Source organism: Pseudomonas sp. RW3S2 (assembly GCF_014268955.1).
Classification (GTDB): Bacteria; Pseudomonadota; Gammaproteobacteria; order Pseudomonadales; family Pseudomonadaceae; genus Aquipseudomonas; species Aquipseudomonas wayambapalatensis.
The window spans coordinates 16362-41249 of the sequence record NZ_JABWRM010000028.1; the positions used below are offsets into that span (position 1 = coordinate 16362).

Annotated in this window: 27 protein-coding genes; 13 read left to right on the forward strand and 14 right to left on the reverse strand. The window is 62.3% G+C overall.

Annotated features, from left to right (window positions below; translation table 11 throughout):
• Nucleotides 1-27 precede the first annotated feature (27 nt).
• Complete coding sequence (locus HU748_RS25340) at nucleotides 28-2076, reverse strand: TonB-dependent receptor (RefSeq protein ID WP_186722416.1); 2049 nt, start codon at nucleotides 2074-2076, stop codon at nucleotides 28-30.
• Between the two features lie 134 nt (nucleotides 2077-2210).
• On the opposite strand from HU748_RS25340, the gene HU748_RS25345 reads away from it, so the two are divergent.
• Complete coding sequence (locus tag HU748_RS25345) at nucleotides 2211-2831, forward strand: TetR/AcrR family transcriptional regulator (protein ID WP_186668841.1); 621 nt, start codon at nucleotides 2211-2213, stop codon at nucleotides 2829-2831.
• Nucleotides 2832-2900: 69 nt separating this feature from the next.
• On the opposite strand, the gene preA is transcribed toward HU748_RS25345, so the two are convergent.
• From preA to hydA, 3 genes are all read right to left on the reverse strand, one after another.
• On the reverse strand, nucleotides 2901-4175 hold the full coding sequence (preA, locus tag HU748_RS25350) for an NAD-dependent dihydropyrimidine dehydrogenase subunit PreA (RefSeq protein ID WP_186668843.1): 1275 nt from the start codon (nucleotides 4173-4175) through the stop codon (nucleotides 2901-2903).
• Entirely contained in the window at nucleotides 4176-5543 is a 1368-nt protein-coding gene (locus HU748_RS25355; RefSeq protein WP_186722417.1) for an FAD-dependent oxidoreductase, read from the reverse strand. It abuts the gene before it with no gap.
• A 131-nt stretch (nucleotides 5544-5674) separates the two neighbouring features.
• Complete coding sequence (gene hydA, locus HU748_RS25360) at nucleotides 5675-7114, reverse strand: dihydropyrimidinase (RefSeq protein ID WP_186668846.1); 1440 nt, start codon at nucleotides 7112-7114, stop codon at nucleotides 5675-5677.
• Nucleotides 7115-7732: 618 nt separating this feature from the next.
• Here hydA and HU748_RS25365 point away from each other — a divergent pair.
• Both HU748_RS25365 and HU748_RS25370 read left to right on the forward strand, forming a co-directional pair.
• Complete coding sequence (locus HU748_RS25365) at nucleotides 7733-9223, forward strand: NCS1 family nucleobase:cation symporter-1 (protein WP_186668847.1); 1491 nt, start codon at nucleotides 7733-7735, stop codon at nucleotides 9221-9223.
• 59 nt (nucleotides 9224-9282) lie between these two features.
• Nucleotides 9283-10566, forward strand: coding sequence for a Zn-dependent hydrolase (locus tag HU748_RS25370; protein ID WP_186722418.1), 1284 nt, complete (start codon nucleotides 9283-9285; stop codon nucleotides 10564-10566).
• 130 nt (nucleotides 10567-10696) lie between these two features.
• Here the strand turns inward: HU748_RS25370 and sodC are convergent, their stop codons facing one another.
• Both sodC and HU748_RS25380 read right to left on the reverse strand, forming a co-directional pair.
• Nucleotides 10697-11215 (reverse strand): superoxide dismutase family protein, encoded by a 519-nt coding sequence (gene sodC / locus HU748_RS25375; protein WP_186722420.1) that lies wholly within the window; start codon nucleotides 11213-11215, stop codon nucleotides 10697-10699.
• A gap of 344 nt (nucleotides 11216-11559) precedes the next feature.
• Nucleotides 11560-11955 (reverse strand): sigma-70 family RNA polymerase sigma factor, encoded by a 396-nt coding sequence (locus HU748_RS25380; RefSeq protein WP_272979763.1) that lies wholly within the window; start codon nucleotides 11953-11955, stop codon nucleotides 11560-11562.
• A 200-nt stretch (nucleotides 11956-12155) separates the two neighbouring features.
• Here HU748_RS25380 and HU748_RS25385 point away from each other — a divergent pair, with 200 nt between their 5' ends.
• Nucleotides 12156-12755 (forward strand): anti-sigma factor, encoded by a 600-nt coding sequence (locus tag HU748_RS25385; RefSeq protein WP_238343457.1) that lies wholly within the window; start codon nucleotides 12156-12158, stop codon nucleotides 12753-12755.
• 40 nt (nucleotides 12756-12795) lie between these two features.
• Nucleotides 12796-13593: a type VI secretion system-associated protein TagF gene (gene tagF / locus HU748_RS25390; protein WP_238343458.1), complete on the forward strand. Its 798-nt coding sequence runs from the start codon at nucleotides 12796-12798 to the stop codon at nucleotides 13591-13593.
• 126 nt (nucleotides 13594-13719) lie between these two features.
• Here the strand turns inward: tagF and HU748_RS25395 are convergent, their stop codons facing one another.
• On the reverse strand, nucleotides 13720-14136 hold the full coding sequence (locus HU748_RS25395) for a RidA family protein (protein WP_186668854.1): 417 nt from the start codon (nucleotides 14134-14136) through the stop codon (nucleotides 13720-13722).
• A gap of 399 nt (nucleotides 14137-14535) precedes the next feature.
• Here HU748_RS25395 and HU748_RS25400 point away from each other — a divergent pair, with 399 nt between their 5' ends.
• Nucleotides 14536-14856 (forward strand): hypothetical protein, encoded by a 321-nt coding sequence (locus HU748_RS25400; RefSeq protein WP_186709870.1) that lies wholly within the window; start codon nucleotides 14536-14538, stop codon nucleotides 14854-14856.
• Nucleotides 14857-15045: 189 nt separating this feature from the next.
• Here the strand turns inward: HU748_RS25400 and HU748_RS25405 are convergent, their stop codons facing one another.
• From HU748_RS25405 to HU748_RS25415, 3 genes are all read right to left on the reverse strand, one after another.
• A complete protein-coding gene (locus tag HU748_RS25405; protein ID WP_186668858.1) occupies nucleotides 15046-15303 on the reverse strand; it encodes a DUF2790 domain-containing protein in 258 nt (85 codons plus the stop codon).
• 109 nt (nucleotides 15304-15412) lie between these two features.
• Entirely contained in the window at nucleotides 15413-15883 is a 471-nt protein-coding gene (gene cynS / locus HU748_RS25410) for a cyanase (protein ID WP_054895305.1), read from the reverse strand.
• 39 nt (nucleotides 15884-15922) lie between these two features.
• Nucleotides 15923-16582, reverse strand: coding sequence for a carbonic anhydrase (locus HU748_RS25415; protein ID WP_186668860.1), 660 nt, complete (start codon nucleotides 16580-16582; stop codon nucleotides 15923-15925).
• Nucleotides 16583-16692: 110 nt separating this feature from the next.
• Here HU748_RS25415 and cynR point away from each other — a divergent pair, with 110 nt between their 5' ends.
• The 4 genes from cynR to HU748_RS25435 all read left to right on the forward strand — a co-directional run bounded on the left by cynR (nucleotide 16693) and on the right by HU748_RS25435 (nucleotide 19659).
• Nucleotides 16693-17580, forward strand: a complete 888-nt coding sequence (cynR, locus tag HU748_RS25420; protein WP_186668861.1) for a transcriptional regulator CynR — start codon at nucleotides 16693-16695, stop codon at nucleotides 17578-17580.
• A gap of 516 nt (nucleotides 17581-18096) precedes the next feature.
• Entirely contained in the window at nucleotides 18097-18354 is a 258-nt protein-coding gene (locus HU748_RS25425) for a hypothetical protein (RefSeq protein ID WP_186668862.1), read from the forward strand.
• 272 nt (nucleotides 18355-18626) lie between these two features.
• On the forward strand, nucleotides 18627-18914 hold the full coding sequence (locus HU748_RS25430; protein WP_186722424.1) for a DUF3077 domain-containing protein: 288 nt from the start codon (nucleotides 18627-18629) through the stop codon (nucleotides 18912-18914).
• 265 nt (nucleotides 18915-19179) lie between these two features.
• Entirely contained in the window at nucleotides 19180-19659 is a 480-nt protein-coding gene (locus HU748_RS25435; RefSeq protein ID WP_153773441.1) for a carboxymuconolactone decarboxylase family protein, read from the forward strand.
• Here the strand turns inward: HU748_RS25435 and HU748_RS25440 are convergent.
• Entirely contained in the window at nucleotides 19652-21088 is a 1437-nt protein-coding gene (locus tag HU748_RS25440) for a PLP-dependent aminotransferase family protein (RefSeq protein WP_186709874.1), read from the reverse strand. The genes HU748_RS25435 and HU748_RS25440 overlap by 8 nt on opposite strands.
• Before the next feature lie 89 nt (nucleotides 21089-21177).
• Between HU748_RS25440 and HU748_RS25445 the strand changes: the two genes are divergently transcribed.
• The 3 genes from HU748_RS25445 to HU748_RS25455 all read left to right on the forward strand — a co-directional run bounded on the left by HU748_RS25445 (nucleotide 21178) and on the right by HU748_RS25455 (nucleotide 22913).
• Nucleotides 21178-21660: a GNAT family N-acetyltransferase gene (locus tag HU748_RS25445; protein WP_186668865.1), complete on the forward strand. Its 483-nt coding sequence runs from the start codon at nucleotides 21178-21180 to the stop codon at nucleotides 21658-21660.
• Nucleotides 21661-21688: 28 nt separating this feature from the next.
• Entirely contained in the window at nucleotides 21689-22354 is a 666-nt protein-coding gene (locus HU748_RS25450; protein WP_186668866.1) for an NAD(P)H-dependent oxidoreductase, read from the forward strand.
• Nucleotides 22355-22463: 109 nt separating this feature from the next.
• The gene (locus HU748_RS25455) at nucleotides 22464-22913 is read left to right on the forward strand and encodes a carboxymuconolactone decarboxylase family protein (protein ID WP_012314951.1); all 450 of its coding nucleotides are present in this window, start codon (nucleotides 22464-22466) and stop codon (nucleotides 22911-22913) included.
• Nucleotides 22914-23134: 221 nt separating this feature from the next.
• Here the strand turns inward: HU748_RS25455 and HU748_RS26540 are convergent, their stop codons facing one another.
• The 3 genes from HU748_RS26540 to HU748_RS25465 form a co-directional block, all read right to left on the reverse strand.
• Nucleotides 23135-23518, reverse strand: a complete 384-nt coding sequence (locus HU748_RS26540; protein WP_238343459.1) for a hypothetical protein — start codon at nucleotides 23516-23518, stop codon at nucleotides 23135-23137.
• 24 nt (nucleotides 23519-23542) lie between these two features.
• Nucleotides 23543-23665 carry a hypothetical protein gene (locus tag HU748_RS26665; protein WP_272979764.1) on the reverse strand — a complete coding sequence of 41 codons (123 nt, stop codon included), beginning with the start codon at nucleotides 23663-23665 and terminating at the stop codon, nucleotides 23543-23545.
• Nucleotides 23666-23967: 302 nt separating this feature from the next.
• Entirely contained in the window at nucleotides 23968-24525 is a 558-nt protein-coding gene (locus tag HU748_RS25465; protein WP_186668870.1) for a hypothetical protein, read from the reverse strand.
• Nucleotides 24526-24888 lie beyond the last annotated feature (363 nt).

Sequence of the window (24888 nt, forward strand, 5' to 3'; positions counted from 1 at the left end):
TATGCTTGGCCGCCAGATGCTTTTGTATTATTTCAGCGTGTAAGAAACACCGATGTAGGCTGCAAAGCCCTCCCCAGGGGTCGAGCGCGCCATGTCGCTACCCTGGTCGTCATAGCCTGGGGTTACCGTGGCCGCATAGCGTTCGCCCGTCAGATTGCGCAGATCGATCCAGGTCTGCCAGTCCTGCTTCGGTGAGTCCCAGCCCAGGCGCGCGCCAAGCAAGGCGTAGTCGTCAGCGTGATAGCTGTTGGCGTAGTCAACCTGCACCTTCGAGGCCATCTGTGTATTCACACCGGCGTAGAAACCGCTGGGCCAGTCGTAGCGCAACTCGGCCTGGTAGTAATGCATCGGGATACCGGGCAGGCGGTTGTCGCCGAAGCGGTCATCGTCGCGGTAATGGAAGTCGCTGAAGGTGTAGGCCTGGCGCAGCGACAGCTTGCCGACGCCCGGCTGTTGCCACAGCGTGCTGTCCAGACCGGCCTCGACGCCCTGGTGCACAGTGGGGCTGGCGTTGTACTCCTTGAACGGCTGGCCCGGCACGATTTCGACCGCCAGCAGTTCATGGCGCACCTGCGAGTAATACCAGGCCAGGTCCCAGCGCCCCAGCACCGACTCGCCACGGGCTCCCAGCTCCAGCGTGGTGGCTGTCTGGTTCTGCATCTCGATGGGTTGCGTTGCGACTGTCGAACTCCAGATCAACGACCAAGGATGCGGTGGCTCGACGGAGCGGCTGAGGTTGCCGTAGACCTGGGTCTGCGGGTCGATGTCGTAACGCAGGCCCAGGCGCGGTGCATAGTCCCAGTCGTGCTGGCTGACCTTACCGCCGTTGGCAGGGAAGGTGACGGCACTTTCGCGGCGGGTGTAGATCATGGCAAGGCCGGTGGTCAGCCACAGGTTCGGCACCAGCTCCAGGTCGTTGCCCAGGTGCAGCACGGTGTCCGAGCCCTGGTAGCTGAAGTCGCGGCTGCGTGGGCCGAACACATCGCCATTGCGCACGAACTGCGAGGCGCCGCTGTTGGGCAGGTGCTTGGTAGTGCGCCAGCCAACGGTGGTCTTGCTCTCGTGGCCGAACAGGGTATCGCGACGCAGGTAGTTGAGCGTGCCGCTGACATCGGTGTAAGCCACTTTCAGGCGCATCGGGCCTTCGCGCAGGTCCATTGGGTAGTCGTGGTAGACCAGCCCGGCCTCCAGACGTGAGTCATCATCGAGGAAGAAGGTGGTCTTGTTGCCCACCCAGGTGCTGCCAGGCTGCGGACGGCTGTCATCGCGGGCGAGATAGGCCGGGTTGGCGGCGCGCGGGTGGTGCTTGATCTGGTCCTTGGTCAGGCGCCCGGCCAGGTCGTTCTCGGTTTCCCGGTAGCGCAGGTAGAAGCGTGTTTCCAGATTCGGGTTGAAGCGATAGCCGACGTTGGCGGCGATGCCCTTGGCACTGCCGCTGCTGTGTCGCTGGTAGCCGTCGTACTCGGCGTCGGTCAGCGCCACGTAGTAGTCGAGATTGCCCAGCACCTGGCCAGAGCTGATGTGCCGGCGCTGGTAGCCGTGGCTGCCGGCCTCATAGCGCAGTTGCAGGGGGGCGGCGTCATGGCCGGTGTGGGTCACGTAGTTGATCGCGCCGCCGAGGGCCAAGGCGCCCTGGTCGAAGCCGTTGGCACCGCGCAGCACCTCGGCACGGCTCAGCCACAAGGGTTCGAACAGCTCGTAGGGCGTCCCGCCGGGGCCGGTCAGCGGCAAGCCGTCGAACATCGTGTAGACCCCCGAGCCATGGGCGCCTGGCGCGCGGTTGATACCCGAGCCCCGGATCGACAGCTTGATCCCGTCGTTGCCCGCCGACTGGGCGAATACCCCCGGCTGGTAGGCCAGTACATCCTGGTTGCTGGCCACACGCCCCTGGCCGACGCTGTCCATGTCCACCAGGTTGCTGGCGCCGGGTATCTCACGCAGTCGTTCGGCAGCGGCTTCCTGCTCGGACTGCTGGCGGTCCTGGATCAGCACCTGTTCGAGCTCGATGCGCTCGGCGGCGTGGGAGGCGGTGCCGGCCAGCAGGGCCAGCAGCGAGAGGGGGAGGTTCGGACGCATGGGCAGGGGGTTCCAGATCGGGTGCGGGTGTGTGACGCTGCAACTGTCAGACGAAGCACAGTTGTCGATCTGCAGAGCGCAGCGATGGCTCGTGCGTGTTAGCCTTGAGCGGTTCCTGCCGTTTCGGACGCCCTATGGCCAACCACAAGATCGAAATTCGCCGTCGCAATATCGAGAAAATTCTCCAGGCCGCCGAGCAGGTGTTCGCCGAGCAAGGCTACGGCGTCACTTCCATGGGCGACATCGCCGAGCGCGCGCAGTTGCCGCGTTCCAACCTGCATTACTACTTCAGTACCAAGGATGAGCTCTATCGTGCGGTACTGCAGGACTTGCTGGACGTCTGGAAGCAGGATGCCCTGTGTTTCGAGCGCTTCGAAGACCCACGCGTCGTGCTGACCAGCTATATCCGCGCCAAGATGGGACACTCGCGCTCGCGGCCGCTGGGCTCGAAAGTCTGGGCCGAGGAAATCCTCCACGGCGCGCCGCTGCTGGGCGACAGCCTGGACGATTCGCTGGTGCCCTGGGCGCAGTTGAAGGAAGCCAAGATCCGTCGCTGGGTGGAGGAGGGGCGCATCCTGCCGGTCGAGCCGTCGGCGCTGCTCTACATGATCTGGGCTTCGACCCAGCATTACGCCGATTTCGGTTACCAGGTGGCTTTGCTCAATGACGGCGAGCCGCTGTCGGACATGGCGTTCGAGCGGGCGGTGCAGACGGTGACCAGCGTGATTCTGCGGGGCATCGGGCTGGAGCCTTGAGCCTGCCGGGGTGCCTGACAACCCCGGCGAGGGATCTTGCAGGGTTCAAAATCTGAAGGCCAGCCCAGGTCAGCTCGCTTCACGATAGGGGTTGCGCGGATCCTGGGTCCAGTTCAGGTACGGCTTGCCGGTCTCCTGGGCCACCATGTCGATGCAGTTTTCAACCGGGCAGGTGATCTGGCACAGGTTGCAACCCACGCATTCGGCCTCGATCACGCTGTAGACATGCGTTCCATCGGCCTGCAGGGTGTTGGCGATGGCCTGGTGCGAGGTGTCTTCGCAGGCGATGTGGCAGCGTCCGCAGCCGATGCAGGCATCCTGGTCGATATGCGCCACCGACTTGTAGTTGATGTCCAGGTACTTCCAGTCGGTGGTGTGCGCCACGGCCTGGCCGCGGAAGGCTTCCAGGCTGCGGTGCCCGTGCTGGTCCATCCAGCGCGCCAGGCCATCTTTCATGTCTTCGACGATGCGAAAACCGTGCAACATCGCCGCCGTGCACACCTGCACCGCGCCGCTGCCCAGTGCGATGAATTCCGCGGCATCGCGCCAGTTGCCGATACCACCGATGCCGCAGATCGGCAGGCCCCGGGTTTCAGGATCGCGCGCAATCTCGGCGACCATGTTCAGCGCGATCGGTTTGACCGCCGAGCCGCAGTAACCGCCGTGGGTGCTCTGGTCTCCGACGATGGGGTGGGCGACCATGCGGTCCAGGTCGACACTGGTGATCGAGTTGATGGTGTTGATCAGCGACACGGCATCGGCGCCGCCTCGATGTGCGGCGCGGGCCGATTGGCGGATGTCGGTGATGTTGGGCGTGAGCTTGACGATCACCGGCAGCGAGCAGTGCGTCTTGCACCAACGGGTGACCATTTCCACGTATTCCGGCACCTGACCGACCGCCGCGCCCATGCCGCGCTCGGGCATGCCGTGGGGGCAGCCGAAGTTCAGCTCGATGCCATCGGCGCCAGTGGCTTCGACCAGCGGCAGGATGAACTTCCACGATTCCTCCACGCACGGCACCATCAGCGACACCACCAGCGCCCGGTCGGGCCAGTCCTTCTTCACCTGGGTGATTTCACGCAGGTTGATCTCCAGCGAGCGGTCGGTGATCAGCTCGATGTTGTTGATGCCCTGCACCTGGCGGTTGGCGCCGAAGTGCGCGGAGTAGCGCGACGACACGTTGACCGCCGCCGGGTCCTCGCCAAGGGTCTTCCAGACCACGCCACCCCAGCCCGCCTCGAAGGCGCGGACTACGTTGTAGGCTTTGTCGGTCGGTGGCGCGGACGCCAGCCAGAAAGGGTTGGGTGCCTTGATACCGGCGAATTCGATGGACAGATCGGCCATTTACGCTGCCTCCACATTGAGCATGAGTTGGGCATGGATGGCTTCGGCGGCCAGCTTGCCATGTTGCACGGCCTGGACGGTGAGGTCCTGGCCCAGGGCGGTGCAGTCGCCACCGGCATAGATGCCGGGCAGGCTGGTGCGCATCTGCTCGTCGACGCGGATACGTTCGCCATCGCGCGCCAGTTGCGCCGCTACCGGGTCCTTGAGCGCTGCGTCATCGAAGCATTGGCCGATGGCCTTGAAGATCGCGTCGGCGGGCAGCTCGAAGGTTTCGCCGGTATCGGCCAGTTTGCCTTCGACCTGTTCGGTGCGTACGAAACGCATCCCTTTCACGCGGCCGTGGTCGTCCAGCAGCACAGCATCGGGCCGTGCCCAGGTGTGCAGGCGCACCTGGTTGGCCTTGGCGATGTCCTGCTCGTGGCCGGTGGCGCCCATGTCGGCGGCACCGCGGCGATACACCAGGTTGACGTCGCGCGCACCCAGGCGGCTCATCTGCACTGCCATGTCGATGGCGGTGTTGCCCGCGCCTATCACCAGGCAGCGGTCGGCCAGCGGCAGTTGGCGGAGGTCGTCGGCCTGGCGCAGTTCACGGATATAGTCGGTGGCGGCCAGCACCCCAGGGGCCTCCTCGTCAGGCAGGCCGAGCTGGCGCACGGCATTCAGGCCAAGGCCCAGGAACACCGCGTCGTACTGGTCACGCAATTCGCCCAGGGTGAGGTTGTCGCCCAGGCGTTGGCCATGGCGGATCTCGATGCCACCGATGCCGAGCAGGAAATCCACCTCACGCTGGGCATAGTCGTCCACCAGCTTGTAGCGCGCGATGCCGTACTCGTTGAGGCCGCCAGCCTTTTGCTGTGCCTCGAAGACCACCACGTCATGACCATGCAAGGCCAGGCGGTGCGCACAGGACAGCCCGGCGGGGCCGGCCCCGACCACGGCGATGCGTTTGCCGGTGCTGGGCGAGCGTTTGAACGGGTGCTCGCTGAAACCGGCGTTGTCCAGGGCGTAGCGTTGCAACTGGCCGATCAGCACCGGCGCGCACTCCTGGGCGTTGTTGCGCACGCACGCCTGCTGGCAGAGGATTTCGGTCGGGCACACGCGGGCGCAGCTGCCACCGAGGATGTTCGCCGACAGGATCCGCTCGGCGGCGCCCTGCAGGTTTTCATCACTGATGCGGTGGATGAACGAAGGGATGTCGATTTCGCTCGGGCATGCATTCACACAGGGGGCGTCGTAGCAGTACAGGCAGCGCGCGCTTTCCACGGCGGCCTGGCGTGCGGTGAGGGGTGGGGCGAGGTCGGTGAAGGCGTCGGCGAGCTGCTCGGCGCTGGCCCTCGGGCGCGGCAAGTGGTTCAGGGTGTCGATCACGGTTGTAGCCTCTCTCTTTTTTATGGGTACAGGCGGCGGTTACTCGCCCGTCCGTTCTGGGATGGCAGTCAACAGGTGTCTCTGGATTGTTATTGCCGGAGGCGCTGCGGCCCCCGGCTGTTATGGGCTGCTCAGCGGCTGACCGGTATCGGCCGCTGCTGCTCGGCCCGTCGCCCGAGGACCTCGTACACCGAGGGGTAGGCGGGCCTTTCCACATAGCGCCCCGCGCCCGGCTCGGCGCGCAGGTCGCCATCGGCCCAGAGCACTCGCCCCTGGCTGATGGTGTGGCTGGGAATGCCGCGCACCGTGCGACCTTCGAAGATGTTGAAGTCGACCTTCTGGTGATGGGTGCTGGCAGAAATCGTGCGTGTGCCCTGCGGATCCCAGAGCACCAGGTCGGCGTCGGCACCCACGCGGATGGCGCCTTTGCGTGGGTACAGGTTGAAGATCTTGGCCGTATTGGTCGAGGTCAGTGCCACGAACTCATGCATCGACAGGCGCCCGCTGTTCACGCCAGCGTCCCACAACACCGCCATGCGGTCCTCGATGCCGGCGGTGCCGTTGGGGATGCGGCTGAAATCATCGCGGCCCATGGCTTTCTGCTCGGCGCAGAAGCAGCAGTGGTCGGTGGCGGTGGTGTGCAGGTTGCCCGATTGCAAGCCGCGCCACAGGGCTTCCTGGTGTTCGCGCGGACGGAATGGCGGGCTCATCACATAGCCGGCAGCGGTGGACCAGTCGGGGTTGCGATAGACGCTGTCGTCGATCAGCAGGTGCCCGGGCAGTACTTCGCCATACACCGGCTGGCCCTTGGCCCGAGCGTAGGTGATCTCATCCAGCGCTTCTTTGCTCGAGATGTGCACCAGGTACAGCGGTGTGCCCAGCGTTTCGGCAATACGGATGGCGCGGCTGGCCGCCTCGCCCTCGACCTGCGCCGGACGCGACAGCGGATGGGCCTCGGGGCCGGTGATGCCCTGGGCCAGCAGTTTCTTCTGCAGGTGGAACACCAGCTCGCCGTTCTCCGCATGCACGGTCGGTACCGCGCCCAGTTGCAGGCAGCGCTCGAAGCTGGCGACCAAGGTGTCGTCGGCGGCCATGATCGCGTTCTTGTAGGCCATGAAGTGCTTGAAACTGTTCACGCCGTGGTGGGCGACAAGTTCGCCCATTTCCTCGGCGACCTGCTCGCTCCACCAGGTGATTGCGACGTGAAAGCCATAGTCGCTGGCCGACTTCTGCGCCCAGCCGCGCCAGGTGTGGAAGGCCTCCAGCAACGACTGCTGCGGGTTGGGGATGACGAAGTCGATGATCGAGGTGGTGCCGCCGGCCAGGCCTGCGGCGGTGCCGCTGAAGAAGTCCTCGCTGGCCACGGTGCCCATGAATGGCAACTGCATGTGAGTGTGCGGGTCGATGCCGCCGGGCATCAAGTATTGGCCGCTGCCGTCAAGGACCTGGCAACCGCTGGGCACTTCGAGGTCTTTGCCAATGGCGCGGATCAGGCCATCGGCACACAGGACATCGGCGGGATAGCTTTCTTCGTGGGTAACCACGGTGGCGCCACGGATCAACAGGGACATACCGTCTTCCTCGCAGGCTGACCGGTCGTTTTGCCGGTTCTTGAAATTGTTTTTTGCCAGCGGTTGGAGGTTGCGTTGCAATCCTGTCAGTGCTGACAAGATTGGAATCTAGATGCTGATCAAGGATTGATCAAGAAAAAATTTTATGAGTTTACATATTCAATAAATAATTGAAATTTAAGGCTTTTTTGAATAAATCACCAAAATGGACAGGCTGCTCACCATTTTGACGCACTTGACAAGAAGCAGATTTGGTCAAGATTTTCCATGCGAAATCAGCCGTTTGAAACCTGGCTTGCCGGCGCGAACCACGCCGCGCAAAAACCAGGCTGCACCAGATTGAAACCCGGTGCGCAGGCCAGGGCAGGCCTCCACCAGCAAAACGTCAGGGCAGGGCATGACCGTACCTTTCCCTGGCGCTACTCAATGCCTTGCAAATCAGTGAATTACCTCCAGTCGGCGGTAGCCGGCAGGGTTGGCCCGGGCCAATCCGGCATGCAATTTGAGTGCGGCCACAACCGCCAGGCCGGACCGGAGGTGCAGTACAGGTGAGATGTGTAACTCCGGCCATCGATTCAGCCGATGAGCGAATAACTAGAACAATCTGGAGAAGGCCCCATGCAACAGAGCAGATCGCAAGTGATCGAGCAGCACGGGCTGTACGAGCTGTCCGAAGGCACTGACGTCCTCGACAGCCCTCGCTACAACCACGACATCGCTCCGACCAAGGTGCACCAGCGTACCTGGAACAAATGGCACATCACCGCCTTGTGGGTCGGCATGTCCATCTGCGTCCCCACCTACACCCTCGGCGGGGTACTGACCGCCTACTTCGGCCTGAGCGTCGGCGAGGCGCTGCTGGCGATCTTGCTGGCCAACCTCATCGTGCTGATTCCGCTGACCCTCAACGCTTTTCCCGGCACCAAGTACGGCATTCCCTTTCCGGTACTGCTACGCGCTTCGTTCGGCATCCTCGGCTCCAATGTGCCGTGCCTGATCCGCGCGGTGGTGGCGTGCGGCTGGTTCGGTATCCAGACGATGTTCGGCGGTCTTGCCATCCACCTGTTTTTGGGTTCGCTGTTCGATGGCTGGAAGAGCCTGGGCGGAACCGGCGAGGTGATAGGCTTCATGCTGTTCTGGCTGCTCAACCTGTGGGTGGTGCTGCGCGGCTCGGAGTCGATCAAGTGGCTGGAAACCCTGTCGGCACCGCTGCTGGTGGCGGTGGGCGTCGGCCTGCTGTTCTGGGCGCTGCCGCACATGTCGATGAGCGAACTGCTGGCCCAGCCGCCCAAGCGCCCGGAAGGCGCCAGCGTGATCGGCTATTTCTGCGCGGGGCTGACGGCGATGGTCGGGTTCTGGGCCACGCTGTCGCTGAACATTCCCGACTTCAGCCGCTACGCCAGAAGCCAGAAGGACCAGATTCTCGGGCAGATCTTTGGCCTGCCACTGACCATGTTCCTGTTCGCAGCCCTGGGTGTGGTCATGACCGCCGCCTCGGCATCGCTGGTGGGGGAAACGGTGTCGGACCCGGTGAACCTGATCGGACGTATCCAGAGCCCGGGCTGGGTGGCGCTGGCCATGGCGCTGATCATCATCGCCACGCTGTCGACCAACACGGCGGCGAACATCGTCTCACCGACCAATGACTTCCAGAACATCGCCCCGCGCCTGATCGGGCGCAGCCGTGCGGTGTGGCTGACCGGTTTCATCGGTTTGGCGCTGATGGGCCACGAACTGCTGAAAAAGCTTGGCTGGATCGTTTCCGACCTGAGCCTCGAGAGTGTCTATTCCAACTGGCTACTGGGCTATTCGAGCCTGCTCGGGCCGATTGCCGGGATCATGGTGGTGGACTACTTCCTGATCCGCCGCCAGCAACTGGACCTTGCCGGGTTGTACCGCGATGACGTGTACCCGGCCTGGAACTGGGTCGGGTTCCTGGCGTTCGCGGTGCCGGTGGCGCTGACCGTAATGTCGATCGGCAACAGCCGCTTCAGCTGGTTCTACGACTATGGCTGGTTTACCGGTTCGCTGCTGGGGGCGGGGCTGTACTACGTCCTGGGCCGCGTCGCGGTGCGTGGAACGGCGCGCCTGGCCAAACCATCACCCTGAATCTGGCTGGCCGCTACAGCCGAATCACCAGAACAAGAAATCGCCTGAGGAGAGTCCCGATGAAACCGATCAAGGAAGTGCTGCACTCCACCGACCGCCATGTCGACAGCGCGCGCCTGTGGCAATCGCTGATGGACCTCGCGCGCCTGGGCGCCACGCCCAAGGGCGGGGTCTGCCGATTGGCACTGACCGACCTGGACCGCCAGGCCCGCGACCTGTTCCGGCAGTGGTGCGAGGCCGCAGGTTGTAGCGTCAGCGTCGATGCGATCGGCAACATGTTCGCCCGGCGTCCCGGACGCAACCCCAAGCTGCCACCGGTGATGACCGGCAGCCACATCGACACGCAGCCTACTGGCGGCAAGTTCGATGGCTGCTTCGGGGTGATGGCCGGCCTGGAGGTGATCCGCACCCTGAATGACCTCGGCGTGGAAACCGAAGCGCCGCTGGAGGTGGTGGTGTGGACCAACGAAGAAGGTTCGCGTTTCCCACCGTGCATGATGGGATCAGGGGTGTTCGCCGGCAAGTTCACCCTCGAAGAGACGCTGGCCAAGCGCGATGCCCAAGGGACCAGTGTCGGTGAGGCGCTGCAGGCCATCGGCTATGCCGGCCCGAGGGCCGTGCTGGGGCATCCGGTCGGGGCGTATTTCGAGGCGCATATCGAGCAGGGGCCGATTCTGGAGGATCAAGGCAAGACCATCGGCGTGGTGCTCGGCGCCCTCGGCCAGAAGTGGTTCGACCTCAGCCTGCGCGGCGTCGAGGCGCACGCCGGGCCGACGCCGATGCACCTGCGCAAGGATGCCCTGGTCGGCGCGGCGGCAGTGGTCGCGGCAGTCAACCGCACGGCACTGGCGCATCAGCCCCATGCTTGCGGTACGGTCGGTTGCCTGCAGGCGTATCCGGGGTCGCGCAATGTGATTCCGGGTGAGGTACGCATGACCCTGGACTTCCGTCACCTTGAAGGGGATCGGCTCGATTCGATGATCGCCGAGGTGCGTGAGGTGATCGACAGCACATGTGCCAAACACGGGCTGAGTTTCGAGCTGACGCCAACGGCGGACTTCCCGGCGCTGTACTTCGACCGTAACTGTGTCGATGCCGTGCGTGAGTCGGCCAAGAGCCTTGGCTTGGCGCACATGGATATCGTCAGCGGGGCTGGGCACGATGCGATCTTCCTGGCCGAGCTGGGCCCGGCAGGCATGATTTTCGTGCCGTGCGAGAACGGCATCAGCCACAACGAGATCGAGAACGCTACGCCCGAGGATCTGGCGGCGGGTTGTGCAGTGTTGCTGCGGGCGATGCTGGCAGCGTCGGAGGCCATTGCCCAAGGGCGATTGGCGGCCTGACTGCGAGCGGTGCCTGGCATCGGCTCAGCCGGTGTCAGGCATTGGACATGCCCCTTGCCGACGTGACCGTGCTGGCCGGGCGCTGGGCGTTGCACAAGCGCGGCGATTACTGACGCCCGGCCTTCCTGGTTCAGATCACGCCGCAGGCCACGCGGTCGCCGCCACCGCCCAGGGGCATGGGCATGTCGGCGTGGTTGTCGCCACCGGCATGGATCATCAAGGCGTGGCCCTTGATTTCGGAAATCGTCTTCAGGCGCGGCGCCAGGACCGGATAGGTGGAGGTGCCGTCGGCGCTCACATAGAGTGCCGGCAGGTCGCCCAGATGGCCATCGCCATAGGGGCCCAGGTGCTTGCCGGTCTTGGCCGGGTCGAAGTGACCGCCAGCAGTCAGTGCCGCCACGGCCTTGCCATCTTTCATGCCGGGCGCACAGCTGCCGTTCTCGTGCACGTGGAAGCCATGCACGCCTGCGGGCAGGTTGTTCAGTTTGGGGGTGAAGACCAGCCCGTAGGCCGATTCGCTGATGCTGACCTGGCCGATGGGTTGTGCTTTGCCATCGGCGCTGACCAGGTTGACCGGTACATCGAGGGTGGCGGCGTGGGCGCCGAGGGACAGCGTACCCAGCAGGGCGAGCCAGAGGTGACGTTTCATGTTTGCCTCTTCAATTCAATGACGGGAAAGAGCCTTGGCGGGAACCTGAAAGTTGTTCCGGCGGGAGCGAGAATAAGAAGGGCGGCGCGCGAGTGTCCAACTAAAATTGGTAATTAAAAAAAACAGGAAAATCTATGGAATAAACGACGCAAGACAAGTGTTATGGGGGCTATATCGTCAAGAAGTGCTGTTTCATGAAACAAGGGCGATAAATAACAAGATGAGTTCCCTTCACTTGTAGAAATAATTCGTCCGGCGCACTGTATGAAAAAACATCAAGCCGGAAGTTGCGCAGCAGTTTCCCTTTAGGGCGTATGCAGGTGCCAGGCAACGCACGCGAAGGTTTAGGTGCGCAGCAGGTCGCGGCCAGGCGCCGAGGGCTTGGGGCTGTCGTTGAGCAGTGTGCCAATCGTTTGCCTGGCGCGGAACAGCCGACTCATGACCGTGCCGATAGGCACCTCCAGGATTTCGGCGGCCTCCTTGTAGCTGAAGCGCTCCACGGCCACCAGCAGCATCACTTCGCGCTGGCCATCGGGCAGGCTGTTCACCGCCGTGAGGATCTGCTGGTGCATCAGATCGGTTTCCGGGGTGGGCGCGGCCGGGTCGGTCACCGACTCGATGACGCTGTCGTTCCACTCCGAGCGCGAGCGGCTGCGCACGTTGCGCGAGCGCACCTCGTTGATCCAGGTGGTGTGGACGATGGCAAACATCCAGCTCAGCGGCGCAGTGTCCGGTCGCAACTGGTGGGTGCGTTCGAGGGCGCTCCCCCCGGTTCCAGACAGCCTGGTGCGCAACGTCGATGCACTGATCGCGCAGCACGCCGCCCTCCCCCCGGTTCCAGACAGCCTGGTGCGCAACGTCGATGCACTGATCGCGCAGCACGCCGCCCCGGCCAGCGCTGCCCCGTCTGTTCGGTCGCCCCCGGTTCGGTTGGCTGGCCGTGGCCTTCGCCACCGGCGCGGTGTGTTACGGCCTGGTGCTGCAGGCCGGCTTCATCGGCGAAGCGCTGAACACCGACCGCGCGCTGCAGGCCCCCAGCGTGGCCCAGGTACAGGCCTCGCCCTGGGTGATGCAGGCTGCCAGCTATCAGCAGTTGTACACCCGCGACACGGTCAACTACGTCACCCCTGACACCGACGATGTGCGCAAGACCCTTGCCGACATCCGCCAGATCGATGGCCTCGAGCTGCGTGTGCCAGACCTCAGTGCCGCTGGCCTGACCTTCAAGCGGGTGCAGCGCCTGCGCTTCAACAACAAGGCGTTGATCCAGTTGGTGTACCTGCCGCAGCAGGGCGATCCGGTAGCCCTGTGCGTGATGAAGGAGCCCAAGCCCGACCAGTCCATGGTCCAGTTGAACGTCGCGGGCATGGATGTTGTGGTCTGGCGTCAGTCTCAGCTAGGCTACGCGCTGATCGGCGCCCCGGACGGCGTCGACCTCGATGCCGTGGCCCGCGTGGTCGCGGACCGCAGTTCAGGCCAGTTGTATACGGCCAATGCCAGCCTGCCATCGCTGTTGTGGTTCGCCGGTATCCGCCAATAAGGCCCCTGGGGGTGGGCGACCGGATTCTTGGATCGCCTGAATGCCCGCACAGTACCGCCACCACTTCCTCGTTGCCTTCTTCCCGACCCTGTTCACCGGCCTTGCCTGTGCGCTGTTCGTCGAGCGCAATAGCTGGACAGCCCCTCCATCACTGTCCTCTGCGGCCGGCGTTGCCCGCGTCGTCGATGCGTTCGAAGCGGTGTCCGGCCCGCAGCCGGGCTTTCACCGCAATCACGCCAAGGGCCTGCGCGCCAGCCGCGAGCGCCTGGGCGCGGAGTGGGAGCAGGCCTACCGCTGCAGCCCGATCTGGCATTTCGCCTTGGCTGCCGGGGTGTGCGGCGAGGTCGCCTGGGCCGGCGTGATGATGCCCAGTGTCGACCGGGTGGGGCGCTATTTTCCCCTGACCCTGGCCTATGGCGGGCCGGACATACCAGTGCTGGAGCGCCTGCGGCGCGACGGCGCGTGGTACGCCGAAGTGAAGCGCCTGGCATTGTCGACCCTGGAGGCGGGATTCGTGCTGGAGCGCTTCGACCGCGACCTCAGCCAGTTGCCCGCTCCATCCCGGCCCGAGCCCGCAAGCATCGCGCCTGCGTGGGGGCAGCCAGCGATGGGCGCGATGTGGCTGACGTTGCCGGAGCAGGACGGGATGGCGCAGGCGGTCGAACAGTGGTTGATGCAACTGGACGTGCTGGCGGGGCAGCGGTCGTTGGCCGGGCATGCCTTGTTCTGGACCGAAGGCGGGCCGCAGGTGGCGCCGACGCTGTTGGTGAGCCGGGGCTTGCCGGGGGCGGGGTGGTTCGTTGGCATGTTGGGCGGGGAGGGTGGCGGCGCGGCGTGAGCTTGATACCGGCACCGCCCTCATCGCCGTACCTGTGGGAGCGGGCTTGCCCGCGAAAAAGACACCGCGCTGTCTGGCACGAGCTACGCCCGTGCCATGCGCCGCATCGAGGCGCAGCGGGTTGCATCAGCAGCAAGCGGCCACCGCATCAATCTCCACCAGCATGCCATCCAGCGCCAGCCGTGGAACGGGGATCAGGGTGCAGACCGGATGCCCGCTTTCCCAGACCCGATTTGCTTCGCTGACCCATTCACGCAAGCGATGCTCATCATGATCGACGATCAACAAGGTCAGCTTGAACACCTGTTGCAAGCTCGCGCCCTGCGACCGCAGTGCCGTGTCCAAATTGGCGAGTGCCTGCCTGGCCTGCGTGGCAAACTCGGCGGGCAGTCGCCCGTCGACATCCTCGCCACCTTGCCCGGCAATGAACAACAGCCTGGCTCCAGGTGCTACTGCGGCGACGTGGGAGTACCCGTTGCTGCTCGGGTCGTACAGCCCGGGTGGATTGGACAGCGCGAATGCGGGGCGGGAATCTGCGGACATGGGATTGCTCCAGAGAAATGAGCGGGCAGTCTGCAACCTCGAGTCAACTTGAGGTCAAGCGTGTTTGTGGCCTAGAGAAGAAATCTCCTGGACGCAACCCAGTCACTCAATCAGGCGCAAATCCCCCGCCACGATCATGCTGCGCTCGATGCCGTGCATGCACCGCATCGCCTGCTTCGCGGGTAAACCCGCTCCCACGGAGTGGGCGTCGCACTTACGAAACGCGATTTTTCAGTGTCCGAAATGGGTCGAAAGCAGCCACCCGCTACCGCCAGCTTCCCCTCCTAAGGCGGTGGGGAATTTCAGGAATGAGGGTGAGTCGTTGATTGCACGATACCCAACCAAAACCATCAGGGTCAGCTAGAGTTTTGATGAGTACAACGCCGCGAGACAACGATCATGCTAAAACAAGAAGCAGAGAACGTGATTGAGCGTATTCGGGAAGATCTGAAAAGGCACGGTGTGCTGATCGGCTACGATCCCGAGTTTACTACTGCTGAATTCGGGTGCGACCTCGACCATCACGTTGCTCAGGTCAGAGAGGATCCGAACAACCGTGTGTTGCAGATTGCGATACATGACGAAGGGCTCTGGAACCAGCTCCAGCAGGGAAATGTGTATCGGTGTAGCGTCAGTGAATGTCGAGGAAAGCTCTTCGGCATTCCTATTACGATAGAACCGAGAGACGATGAGTCCTACACCATTGAGTACAGGCTCTGAAGTTTCAGGAGGGTAGTCTGCCGTCCAGATTCCCGTCCCGCAGACGAGTCGGCAGATCACCCTCTGTCGGAAGCAAAAAGCCCCCAGCGATTTTCGCAGTGGGCTTGCGTCTATACAGGATGCCAAGCCTCGATCCCATCTGCCCTGATGTCCAGGAACTGCCTGTCGAGCTGGAGTATGGACGGCGCATCAGTTGTTGGCACAGCCATTCCCCACGATTCTGTACTCCATGATATGCCGCTCGCCATTGGAGTCGTCGTAAGTCAGCTGCATCGGCACAACTTCGCAGACATTGGGCACCGGGGTAACAGCCACAACGTGCGCGATATCCAGGTTCTGAGAGTAGCGATAGGGTTCAACCGTCATTGGTGCAGTTCGAGTACCTTGGTCATCGGCCATGGCAACCGAACCAAGGCCGCCTAGGAACAAAACGAGTAAGAGTTTCATGGTGATCACCTGTACTGAGGGCGTAAGAAGGCCTGAGCATCCGATCGGCGCTCAGTCGACATGAATGTTGGAGATGGCCCGGCGCGGTATGGCGCCGGGCTGAGCTACATCAGAAAGGCTTGGTAGGCAGGTACTTGCCGTCCAGGGTGATCACAGCACGGTGACCACCGTCTGGATCTTCGACCTTCTTGATGTCCAGCTTGAAGTTGATGGCACTGATGATGCCGTCGCCGAACTTCTCGTGGACCAGCGCTTTGAGGGTGGTTCCATACACCGACATCATTTCGTAGAAGCGGTAGATGGTAGGGTCGCTCGGCACCCCGTCGAAGAAGCTGCCGCGGATCGGCATCGATTGCAGCAGTGCGACTTGATCAGCATCGAGATCGAGCTTTTCGCCTACGACCTTCGCGGCGCTTTCAGGCAGCGGATGCTGGCCAAGCAAGGCTGCGGTGACAAAGGCCTCGGACAGGCCCGTACCGTCAACGATTTGCGCAAAGGACAGGTCCTTGCGAGCCTTGGCCTGGATGATGACTTCGGTCAGCTCCTGGCGAGCGGTGCGGGTGGCTTGAGTCTGGATCATGGTGAGTCTCCTGGTTAAGAAAAGGTGCAGATACAGGCTTCAGGCGACGTGCCTGGCCGGCTGGGAAACGGCGTGGACTTCTGGGTTTTGCGCGAGAGACACGAAGGTGCCGGTGCTGCCATCAAAAGCGTCGATACGTCCGGTCTCGATGTCATAGATCCAACCGTGCAGGGTCACGCGGCCTTCTTCGAGCGCCAAGCGCACGGAGGGGTGGGTCTGGATGTTGGCCAACTGCGCGACCACGTTTTCGCGCACCATGGAAGCAACCTTGCTTGGGCCGTCCGCATGCTGACGGGCCTCATTGACTACCTTGGCTGAGTCGGCATACCGCAACCAACTGGCTACGGCGGGCATGTGATCCAGGCATTTGCAGGTGGCGATGGCGGTCATCGCGCCGCAGTCGGAGTGGCCGCAGATCACGATGTCTGCAACCTTGAGTCCGGCGACCGCGTATTCGACCGACGCCGAAACCCCACCCGGCTCTGGCCCATACGAGGGCACGATATTGCCGGCGTTGCGGATTACAAACAGATCGCCTGGCTCGCGTTGGGTGACCAGTTCAGGCACCAGTCGGCTATCAGAGCAGGAGATGAAGAGAGCCTTTGGCGCTTGCTGATTGGCAAGGTCCTTGAACAGTTTGACCCGCTCCGGAAAGGCGTTTTTTTGAAACTTCAGAAATCCGTCGATGATCGCTTTCATGGTTGCTGTCTCGATGTCGCTGGGTGTGAGACGGAGATTAAGCAGCGCATGACATAAGGTAAAAGTCTCATTTATTATGAGCTGGATCAGATTATCTTATGGGTTTAGGCATGCTCGCTCGCCACATCCAGTATTTCCTGGCCGTTGCAGAACATCTCAGCTTCACGAAGGCCGCAGCAGCGCTGCATGTCTCTCAGCCGGCGCTTTCTCAGCAAGTAAGGCAGTTGGAAGAGAGCCTGGGAGCCCAGTTGTTCGACCGATCAGGCCGCACGACGCGTTTGACTGACGCGGGGGATGTCTACCTTCTCTATGCGCGCCGTGCGTATCAGGAACTGCAGGAAGCCAAAAGGGCTATACATGATGTCAGCGACCTCAGCCGTGGCTCATTGCGTGTTGCCGTAACGCCGACGTTCACGACCTATCTGGTGGGGCCGCTGATCGAGGCATTTCACTCCAGATACCCCAAGATCACCGTCAACCTGAAAGAGATCTCCCAGGAGCGTATCGAGGAGTTGCTGTTGGCGGGAGAGCTGGACGTAGGGATCGCATTTGATGAAATACATGCGCCGGATATCGAAGCCATCCCCTTGCTGAACGAAACGCTTGCTTTGGTCATGAACCGCAGACACCGCCTGGCCGAGGAACGCTCCATTACCTCGCACGGCCTGAGTGCAGAGTCTTTGGTCTTGCTCAGCACAGAGTTTGCCACTCGCGAGCAAATCGACCGCTACTGCCGCAAACATGAGATTCGTCCCAAGGTGCAGATGGAGGCCAATGCCCTCGGCGCAGTGATCGAGATCGTTCGCCGGACGAATCTCTCGACCTTGTTGCCTGCCAGAATTGCGTTGGCCCATGACGACCTTGTAGCCATCACACTGGAGCCGGAGCGCTTGCAGCGACGGGCCGTTCTGATGCGGCGCAAAGACGCCTTTCTGAGTGCGGCGGTGCGTGTCTTCATCGAGCTGGCTAAAGAAATATCCAGCGATCTTGATCAGTGAGGGTTTGCGCGACCGCAGGATGTGCGTGTGCGCAAGTGCAACGATGATGGCCTAGCCGACCTGCGAAGCGGAGACTGGCAGGGGAGGGAAGCCCCTATTGCTTTCTAGCTGCTGACGGCGCACTGATGTGTACTACATAACCTCCAGCAAGCAACTCACCCCAAAATTAGATGGCTTCCTACACGAACGAATCAGATTTTCGCTATTTGATGTAGGCCCTTTCCTAAGCATCCTTGGCCCGCTTTTGCGCCATCGCAGTCACGGCTAGTCTCGCCGGGCCGCTGCTAAATCAGCGGCCAGGTCTGCAAGCCTGTGCGGTATTACGATGGCGCCCACCTCCTGACGTCTTCGGCGTTTCGCCGTAGGTCCGGTTCAATGGTGGCTGCGTGCGGGTGACCTTTGGGTCAACCGGGTTTTTGCCTCGTAATGCCCCGGTCTTGCAGGCCTGCACGTAGCCGCCACCCTTCACCTGCAAGTGAAGAGTGGACGGTCGGACTTCCGCATTACGAGGTGCATATGCTCAAGATCGTCCCCGACCCACCGCAAACCACCGAAGCCCCCGACTACCTCGAAGACACCCTGGTCGAAGCCATGGAATACACCATGTGTGGCCTGGCGGTAGCCAACCAGTCGATCACCTCCCTCCCCAAATCCCCCGCCACGATCATGCTGCTTAGCGTGATGCACGAGCTCGACGCCGTGCGCTCGCTGTTGGAGTGCGCGTTGGCGCAGGTGCAGCTCAAGAGTCGAGCGCGGCCGCTATCCCTGCATTAGTCCGTACTCATTTCCAAAAGGCTTGCAGGGCCTCTGTGGGAGCGGGCTTGCCCCGCGATCACGGGCAACGCCCGTGCCATATACCGCATCGCCTGCTTCGCGGGTAAACCCGCTCCTACAGGTACCCCGCTGTACTCAAAATCAGCGGAGTACCTGTAGGAGCGGGTTTACCCGCGAAGAGGCCAGCAATGGTTCAGCACAGCCAATTGCCCACAGCATCACCGGTGCCCTCGCACACCCACCCCATTCACAGCACCTCGAAGGACTTCCCCATGGACAAGGACTCACCAGACCACCTCGGCAAGCTCGGCTGGACCGTCGGCACCACCACCTGCCTGGAAAGCGAAGCCAAAGGCAAACACCTGTTCCGCGTTGAACCCGGCAACTGTGCCGACCATGCGCTGCAACAGGCTTCGGAACTACTGGCTAGCGCGCGGCGGGCGTCGTTCATCGAGGTGATGGACGACGAACCGGTGCTGGTTTGGGCGGCGCATTACCTCAGCGAGATGGCCAAGGCGTTGATGGATGATGCGCGTAGGGGGATGCATAAAAGCGATTGAGGTGGAGGTTGGGCGATTCAGAGTTGTCCGTTCGGATCTACGGCTACGTCTTCGGATGACAGCTTCCGACCCAAAGCTGCCGTCCGCGAAAGAGCAGCAAGAGGCCTGTAGCGCCTCTGCGCCTCTACTGCTCGACGGGATCATCATGGCGCACTTCGCCACAGGCATGGTCTAGTTCGAAATCACCATCTTGGCTCTGTGTGGCTAGTCCAAGCATGGCTAGAGTGGGCTCCAACGGACACTAACCCACTGCGAGTACCTGCCCATGAACAACCGCCTTGATTACTTCAAGCTGTCTCCCCAAGCGTCCAACAAACTGGTGGAGTTGACCCTGCAACTGAGCAAGAAGCCGTTGATGGTCGATCTTGCCCACCTGATCATGTTGCGGGCTTCGCAGCTCAACGGCTGTGCGTTCTGCGTGGATATGCATGTGAAAGAGGCGAAGATCCATGGCGAGCGCGAGCTGCGTCTTCACCACGTCGCCGTCTGGCGTGAGTCGCAGCTGTTTACGCCCGTAGAGCGAGCGGCGCTGGAGTGGACCGAAGCCCTGACCCAGTTATCGCCTCATGGTATCTCCGACAGCCTCTATGCGCGTGTGCGCGAGCAGTTTTCCGAGCACGATCTGTCGGATCTGTCGTTCCTGATCGTCGCCATCAACGGCTGGAACCGCCTCAACGTAGCTTTCCAGGCCATCCCGGGCTCATCCGATGAACTGTTCGGCCTGAGTAAGGCCAACCTCAACTGAGTAACGTGCTGATCACTGCGCCAAGCTGCTCGCCAGGAGCAGCCGTGGCGCAGTTGGTAAAGCTCAGGAGCAGACCCGACTGACGCTGCGACGAGGCAGCCCAGCGCGACAACGCCTGTACCGACATGCCCCTGCCCAGCAACTGCTCGGCCAGGGCGGTGTCGTTTACGTCCTTCGGCAAACGCAGTACCAGGTGCATGCCGCCCGGCGAGCGCTCCACCTGCATACCCTGCGGCAAACTTCGCTCCAGTGCTTCGATGGTCAATGCTCGTCGCTCGTTGTAGATGCGGCGCATGCGTTGGATATGCCGGGCAAAGTGTCCTTCGGCAACGAACTCCGCCACCATGGCCTGGGTAATTGACGGTGACCCGGCAGCGAACAAGGCCCGGCCGACGCGCTCGAACGCTGCCACCTGCGCCTGCGGCACCACCAGATAAGCCAGGCGAAGGCTGGGAAACAGCACCTTACTGAAGGTCCCGGCATACAGCACGCGCCCATGGCGATCCAAGCTGGCCAGCGCTGGGAGTGGACGGCTGACGTAGCGATACTCGCCGTCGTAGTCGTCCTCGACAATCCACCCCCCGGTGCGGGCAGCCCAATCCAATAGCAGTTGTCGGCGTGGCAACGACAGTGCCATCGAGAGCGGGCTCTGATGCCCCGGTGTCACCATGGCGACCTGCGTAGCCCGGCCACCCGCGATGGCATGCTCTACATTCATGCCATCGGCATCAACCGGCACCGCTTCCAGCTCCAGTCCGAATTGGCGAAGCACCTGGCGCGTGGGGGGATAGCCTGGGTCTTCCACCCAGGCTCGCGCTCCTGGCTGCAACAAGGTGTGCGCGATCAACGTCAGGCTATTGCGCCAACCGCTGGTGATAAACACCTGGTGGGCACCGCAATCGATGCCTCGGGATACCTGAAGATACGAGGCGATGGCGCTGCGCAACGCTGGCAGGCCGTGGGGTGCCGGATAGTCCAGATCTCCCACACGCATCCCGCGTAGATACCGGGCACCCAGACGCGCCCATATCTTGCGCGGAAAAGCATCCAGCGCCGGCACCCCCATCTGGAATGGCAACAGCTGCGGTGGACGCCAGAGCGAATCAGGGGAGTCTTCGATCACCCGGCTGCTGACGGGTGCTGTGCTGGCCGCCAACGCGGGCTTCTGCAATTCAGGATTGATCACGGTGCCTTTCTGCCCGAGCGCAAGGATGTAGCCCTCGCTGGCTAGCAGTGAATAGGCCAGTTCGACGGTCCCACGGGCCACACCCAGCTCCTTGGCCATGGCGCGCGCCGACGGCAAGCGGTCACCGGCGGACAACGTGCCGGCGGCAATGGCGGCCAGCACGCGGTCGTAGAGTTGGCGATACAGAGGCAGCGCGGACTGCTCTTCCAAGGGGGCGAAAGGCGGTTTTGGCGAAGTCATCATGGACTAGTTCGTATCCCATTTCTTGGCTCAATCAAGTGGGTCAATGGTAGTCCAATATAGCGCCATCACTTACGCATGAGGCCAATCCCATGACATCTACGTTGACCAACTTCATACCCAGCGTGCTCGACCTGGCCGACACGGCCCTGCGTCCCCTGGATAACATCCATGACCTGTGCGGCGCATTCCCGGTAATGCAGCAATTGCGCCCTCATCTGACCAGCGAAGCCGACTTCACCAGCCGCATCGAGCGTATGCGTGTTGAAGGCTATCACCTCATTGGCGCGTATGACTCAGGCGTCCTTGTGGCATTGGCTGGTTACCGCCTACAGGAAAACCTGGTCTACGGCGCATTCCTGTATGTCGATGACCTTGTCACCGCCGAGGCTCATCGGGGTGGCCAGTGGGGGGCGCGCTTGTTGCAAGCCTTGGAGCGACTGGCCCGCGCCAGCGGCTGTGCGCGCCTGGTGCTCGACACAGGTTTGGCCAACGCCCGAGCGCAACGTTTCTACTTCCGTGAAGGCCTGTTGACTGGGGCAATGCGCTTTCAAAAACAGTTCGATACGCCATAACCCGCACACATCCAAGGAGGCAAACATCATGACATCGTCCCGACCGCTACTTGCTCCTTTGCGCGTTCTTCGCCTGGTCGCCAGCCCCAACGCAAACCATTCGGAAAGTCTGAAGCTGTCCCAGCAGATCCTGTTTGGCTTGGCCACCGTGGCCGGCAGAAGGGGTATCCAGTTGACCGATCTAGATCTCAACGCCTTGGCACCCGTCGATGCGCCTTACGCCCAGGCATTAGCCAATCAGCGCATAGTCGCGGTAAGCGGGCGGGACAGTACGTTGAGTCGTTCCAACGAATTGATCGACCAACTGCAAGCATGCGACGTACTGCTGATTGCCACGCCGATGCACAACTACAGCGTGCCCGCCCCACTCAAGATGTGGATCGACCAGGTGGTACGCGTGGGTAAAACCTTTGTTGGCACCGCCAAAGGTAAAGTCGGAAAGCTGACGGATCGTCCGGTCTACGTCGCAATCGCTAGCGGGGGCCACATCAGCGGTCCACAGGCCCGTCAACCGGACTTTCTGCGCCCCTACCTGTCGGCCGTCCTCGCCACCATTGGTCTCACTCAGGTGCATTATTTCACCGTTGAGGGTACCGCCAAGGGGGGGGAGTCACTGAGTACTGGAAGGGCAACAGGGTACGGTGATGTGCAGGCGTTCTTTGGTAGGCATAGCTGTCGAGTAGGTCAAGTCTAAAGTCCGCTTCAAGGCCGACATCTACTCCAAGCGCTTAGGTTTGCATCTCAACTGGGCCGTATGCGAACAAGCGGCCACGCTCTTCATCGCTCATACAAAGGAAAAAATCATGAATCGTCTCAATTGGTTTGAAGCTTCGCCTGGTGCAGCTAAGGCCCTCGGCGGCCTGCATCATTTCGTGACCACCGCGACAAATTTGCCAGCGTCGCTGATCCACCTCGTGTTTCTCAGGGTGTCTCAAATCAACGGCTGCGCTCATTGCATTGATCTTCACTCACGCGATCTGATCAAAGCAGGTATGTCAGTGGACAAGGTGCTGTTAGTGCCGGTATGGCATGAAGCGCAATATTTGTTCTCGGATCAGGAGCGCTCAGCACTGGCTTGGGCGGAAGAAGTCACCAGGGTAAGCGAGACACAGGTATCCGACGAAGCTTATGCAGCCGCATCGGCGATGTTTGCAGAAAAGGATCTTGTTGACCTGACAGCGGCCATTGCCGCGATGAATGCGTTCAACCGTATGGGCGTCAGCTTCCGACTCAAACCTGCGGCTAGGGCTTGATGACCTAGTGACTCGGCCTGGAGAGGTAGTACTTCGGAGACGGCACATCGCTTGTATCGCGTACCGTCTGCTTCAGGCCAATTGCTGCCCTTTCCGAACGACCGCTATGGCTCGGATACGGTCGTTCGCTAATGAACAGCCTTGGGGGCCCAACTCGGCCCCAGGTAACGCACCATTTTCGAAAATGTCAGCAATCCTGTGAGGCCAGCCCCTACCATCTCTCACTCAAACTTCACCAACACCACCGTAGCGTTATCCCGCCCGCCATACTCCGCCGCCAACCGAATCAACCGCTGACTACTCCCCTCCAGACTCTCCCGCCCGGCGCCCTCCAGCACCCGTGCCATCTCATGATGTGGCACACACCCATGAACCCCATCACTGCACAGCATCAGCAAGTCCTCCGCCTGCACCACCTGCACCCACACCTGCGGCTCCACTCGCGGCGCTGGTCCGATCGCCTGCAACAGCACGTTGCGCGCCGGCAGCCGATCGAAATGCCCGGCATCCAGCGCCTGCTGGTACCAGGTCTGGTCGCGACTCAACTGCTCCAGCTCACCGTGGCGATAGCGATACAGGCGACTGTCACCCACATGAAACGCCAACAACGGCCCGCCGGCCTGGGGGCGTCAGATGCCGGTGAGGGTGGTGCCCATGCCGCGCCCCTCGCTGAGCTGACGGGTGTGGTTGTGCGCGTACAAGCGGGTGTTGACCGCTTCGAGCGCCTTGTGCAGCGCGCCCAGGGCCTGCATCGAGGGCACCTGGCAGGTGGCGTCGGGGTCGCTGGAGGCGTGGGTCGATCAGGAAGTGGTCTTCGTTGTGCTGGCGCACCGGGCCGGTGTCGCTGTGACCGAAGGCGATGCCGCCGCGCAGCAGGCAGGGCGCGGTGGCCATGTGGTTTTGTGGCGCGCTCATGGCTGCTCCTCGAGAAAGGCGCTGCGTTGGGCGGGGTCGGGGATGTGTTCGGCCAGGGCCTGCAACAGCGCCTGGCGGGTGCTGGCGTGGGGCAGGGCGCGGCGCATGACGATGCGGGCGATCGGGCCGATCAGCTAGGTCAGGCGCGTTTCGCTGGCCTGCACGAAAGCGGGGTCCAGCTTGGGGGCTGGGTGTCTGTCGTATCTGTCTGGTGGGGCAGGCTGTCGTCTTGCGGCGGGGTTTCGGTCGTGGCCAGCAGCGCTTCGGTGGCGGCGACGAACTGTTCGCGGCCACGCTCGGAGGGAATGTGCGGTAGCAGGGCGCTGCGCAGGCTGGCGAAGTCGTCGGCGCTGGCCAGGCTGCGCTTGACCAGCAGGCGCGCCAGGGGGCCGATCTGTTGCGACAGCAAAGATTCGAGCTGCGGGCGGAGCTGGCGTTGGCGGGCTTCACGTCGCGGTGCACTGCCTTGGGGTACGCCAGTCAACGGTTGCAGCTTGAGCCAGCCTTGCAGCAGGTTGAGATGGGTGGTGTTGCCCGTGTGTTCCAGATACAGACGGGTGTGCGGGCCAAGGGCAATGCGTGTGCCGGCCAGTTGGTCGATGAGCACGCCTGTGCTGCCGGCTTCGAGGTAGTCGGCACTCTGCAGGCGGGTGCCGGCGTTGGCTTGGTAGACGCTCGTGGCACGCAACAGTTGCACGGGCTTTTCCGCTGCGCTTATCACTCCGATCTCTGCCGGGGCGGCGAGCAGAGGCGAGAGTTGGAGCAGGCCAGCCAGGAGGGGGAGGAGCGCGGTTCTGTTCACGGTTCGGTCATCGTGTGTACGGAAGGGGTAACCCCGGGATGAGCGCAGGCTACCGATTCACGGGGTGCGATGAACGTCAATTTTTTCTATGTATTTCAAGGGGATGAATTGAATGAAATCATGGAATAAAACGGCGGCGGCGGGTGTTTTCGTCATGGGCGCGCGGGTTATTCGTTGGCCTTGCTGGCCCTATCGCGGGACAAGCCCGCTCCCACAGGAACTCCGCTGGTTTCAAGATCAGCGGAGTTCCTGTGGGAG

Bases quoted from the DNA above. Each gene is read 5' to 3' on its own strand.
- HU748_RS25340 (WP_186722416.1), bottom strand. From the start codon at position 2,076: ATGCGTCCGAACCTCCCCCTCTCGCTGCTGGCCCTGCTGGCCGGCACC.
- HU748_RS25345 (WP_186668841.1), top strand. From the start codon at position 2,211: ATGGCCAACCACAAGATCGAAATTCGCCGTCGCAATATCGAGAAAATT.
- preA (WP_186668843.1), bottom strand. From the start codon at position 4,175: ATGGCCGATCTGTCCATCGAATTCGCCGGTATCAAGGCACCCAACCCT.
- hydA (WP_186668846.1), bottom strand. From the start codon at position 7,114: ATGTCCCTGTTGATCCGTGGCGCCACCGTGGTTACCCACGAAGAAAGC.
- HU748_RS25365 (WP_186668847.1), top strand. From the start codon at position 7,733: ATGCAACAGAGCAGATCGCAAGTGATCGAGCAGCACGGGCTGTACGAG.
- HU748_RS25370 (WP_186722418.1), top strand. From the start codon at position 9,283: ATGAAACCGATCAAGGAAGTGCTGCACTCCACCGACCGCCATGTCGAC.
- sodC (WP_186722420.1), bottom strand. From the start codon at position 11,215: ATGAAACGTCACCTCTGGCTCGCCCTGCTGGGTACGCTGTCCCTCGGC.
- tagF (WP_238343458.1), top strand. From the start codon at position 12,796: ATGCCCGCACAGTACCGCCACCACTTCCTCGTTGCCTTCTTCCCGACC.
- HU748_RS25395 (WP_186668854.1), bottom strand. From the start codon at position 14,136: ATGTCCGCAGATTCCCGCCCCGCATTCGCGCTGTCCAATCCACCCGGG.
- HU748_RS25400 (WP_186709870.1), top strand. From the start codon at position 14,536: ATGCTAAAACAAGAAGCAGAGAACGTGATTGAGCGTATTCGGGAAGAT.
- HU748_RS25405 (WP_186668858.1), bottom strand. From the start codon at position 15,303: ATGAAACTCTTACTCGTTTTGTTCCTAGGCGGCCTTGGTTCGGTTGCC.
- cynS (WP_054895305.1), bottom strand. From the start codon at position 15,883: ATGATCCAGACTCAAGCCACCCGCACCGCTCGCCAGGAGCTGACCGAA.
- HU748_RS25415 (WP_186668860.1), bottom strand. From the start codon at position 16,582: ATGAAAGCGATCATCGACGGATTTCTGAAGTTTCAAAAAAACGCCTTT.
- cynR (WP_186668861.1), top strand. From the start codon at position 16,693: ATGCTCGCTCGCCACATCCAGTATTTCCTGGCCGTTGCAGAACATCTC.
- HU748_RS25425 (WP_186668862.1), top strand. From the start codon at position 18,097: ATGCTCAAGATCGTCCCCGACCCACCGCAAACCACCGAAGCCCCCGAC.
- HU748_RS25430 (WP_186722424.1), top strand. From the start codon at position 18,627: ATGGACAAGGACTCACCAGACCACCTCGGCAAGCTCGGCTGGACCGTC.
- HU748_RS25435 (WP_153773441.1), top strand. From the start codon at position 19,180: ATGAACAACCGCCTTGATTACTTCAAGCTGTCTCCCCAAGCGTCCAAC.
- HU748_RS25440 (WP_186709874.1), bottom strand. From the start codon at position 21,088: ATGATGACTTCGCCAAAACCGCCTTTCGCCCCCTTGGAAGAGCAGTCC.
- HU748_RS25445 (WP_186668865.1), top strand. From the start codon at position 21,178: ATGACATCTACGTTGACCAACTTCATACCCAGCGTGCTCGACCTGGCC.
- HU748_RS25450 (WP_186668866.1), top strand. From the start codon at position 21,689: ATGACATCGTCCCGACCGCTACTTGCTCCTTTGCGCGTTCTTCGCCTG.
- HU748_RS25455 (WP_012314951.1), top strand. From the start codon at position 22,464: ATGAATCGTCTCAATTGGTTTGAAGCTTCGCCTGGTGCAGCTAAGGCC.
- HU748_RS26665 (WP_272979764.1), bottom strand. From the start codon at position 23,665: ATGCAGGCCCTGGGCGCGCTGCACAAGGCGCTCGAAGCGGTCAACACC.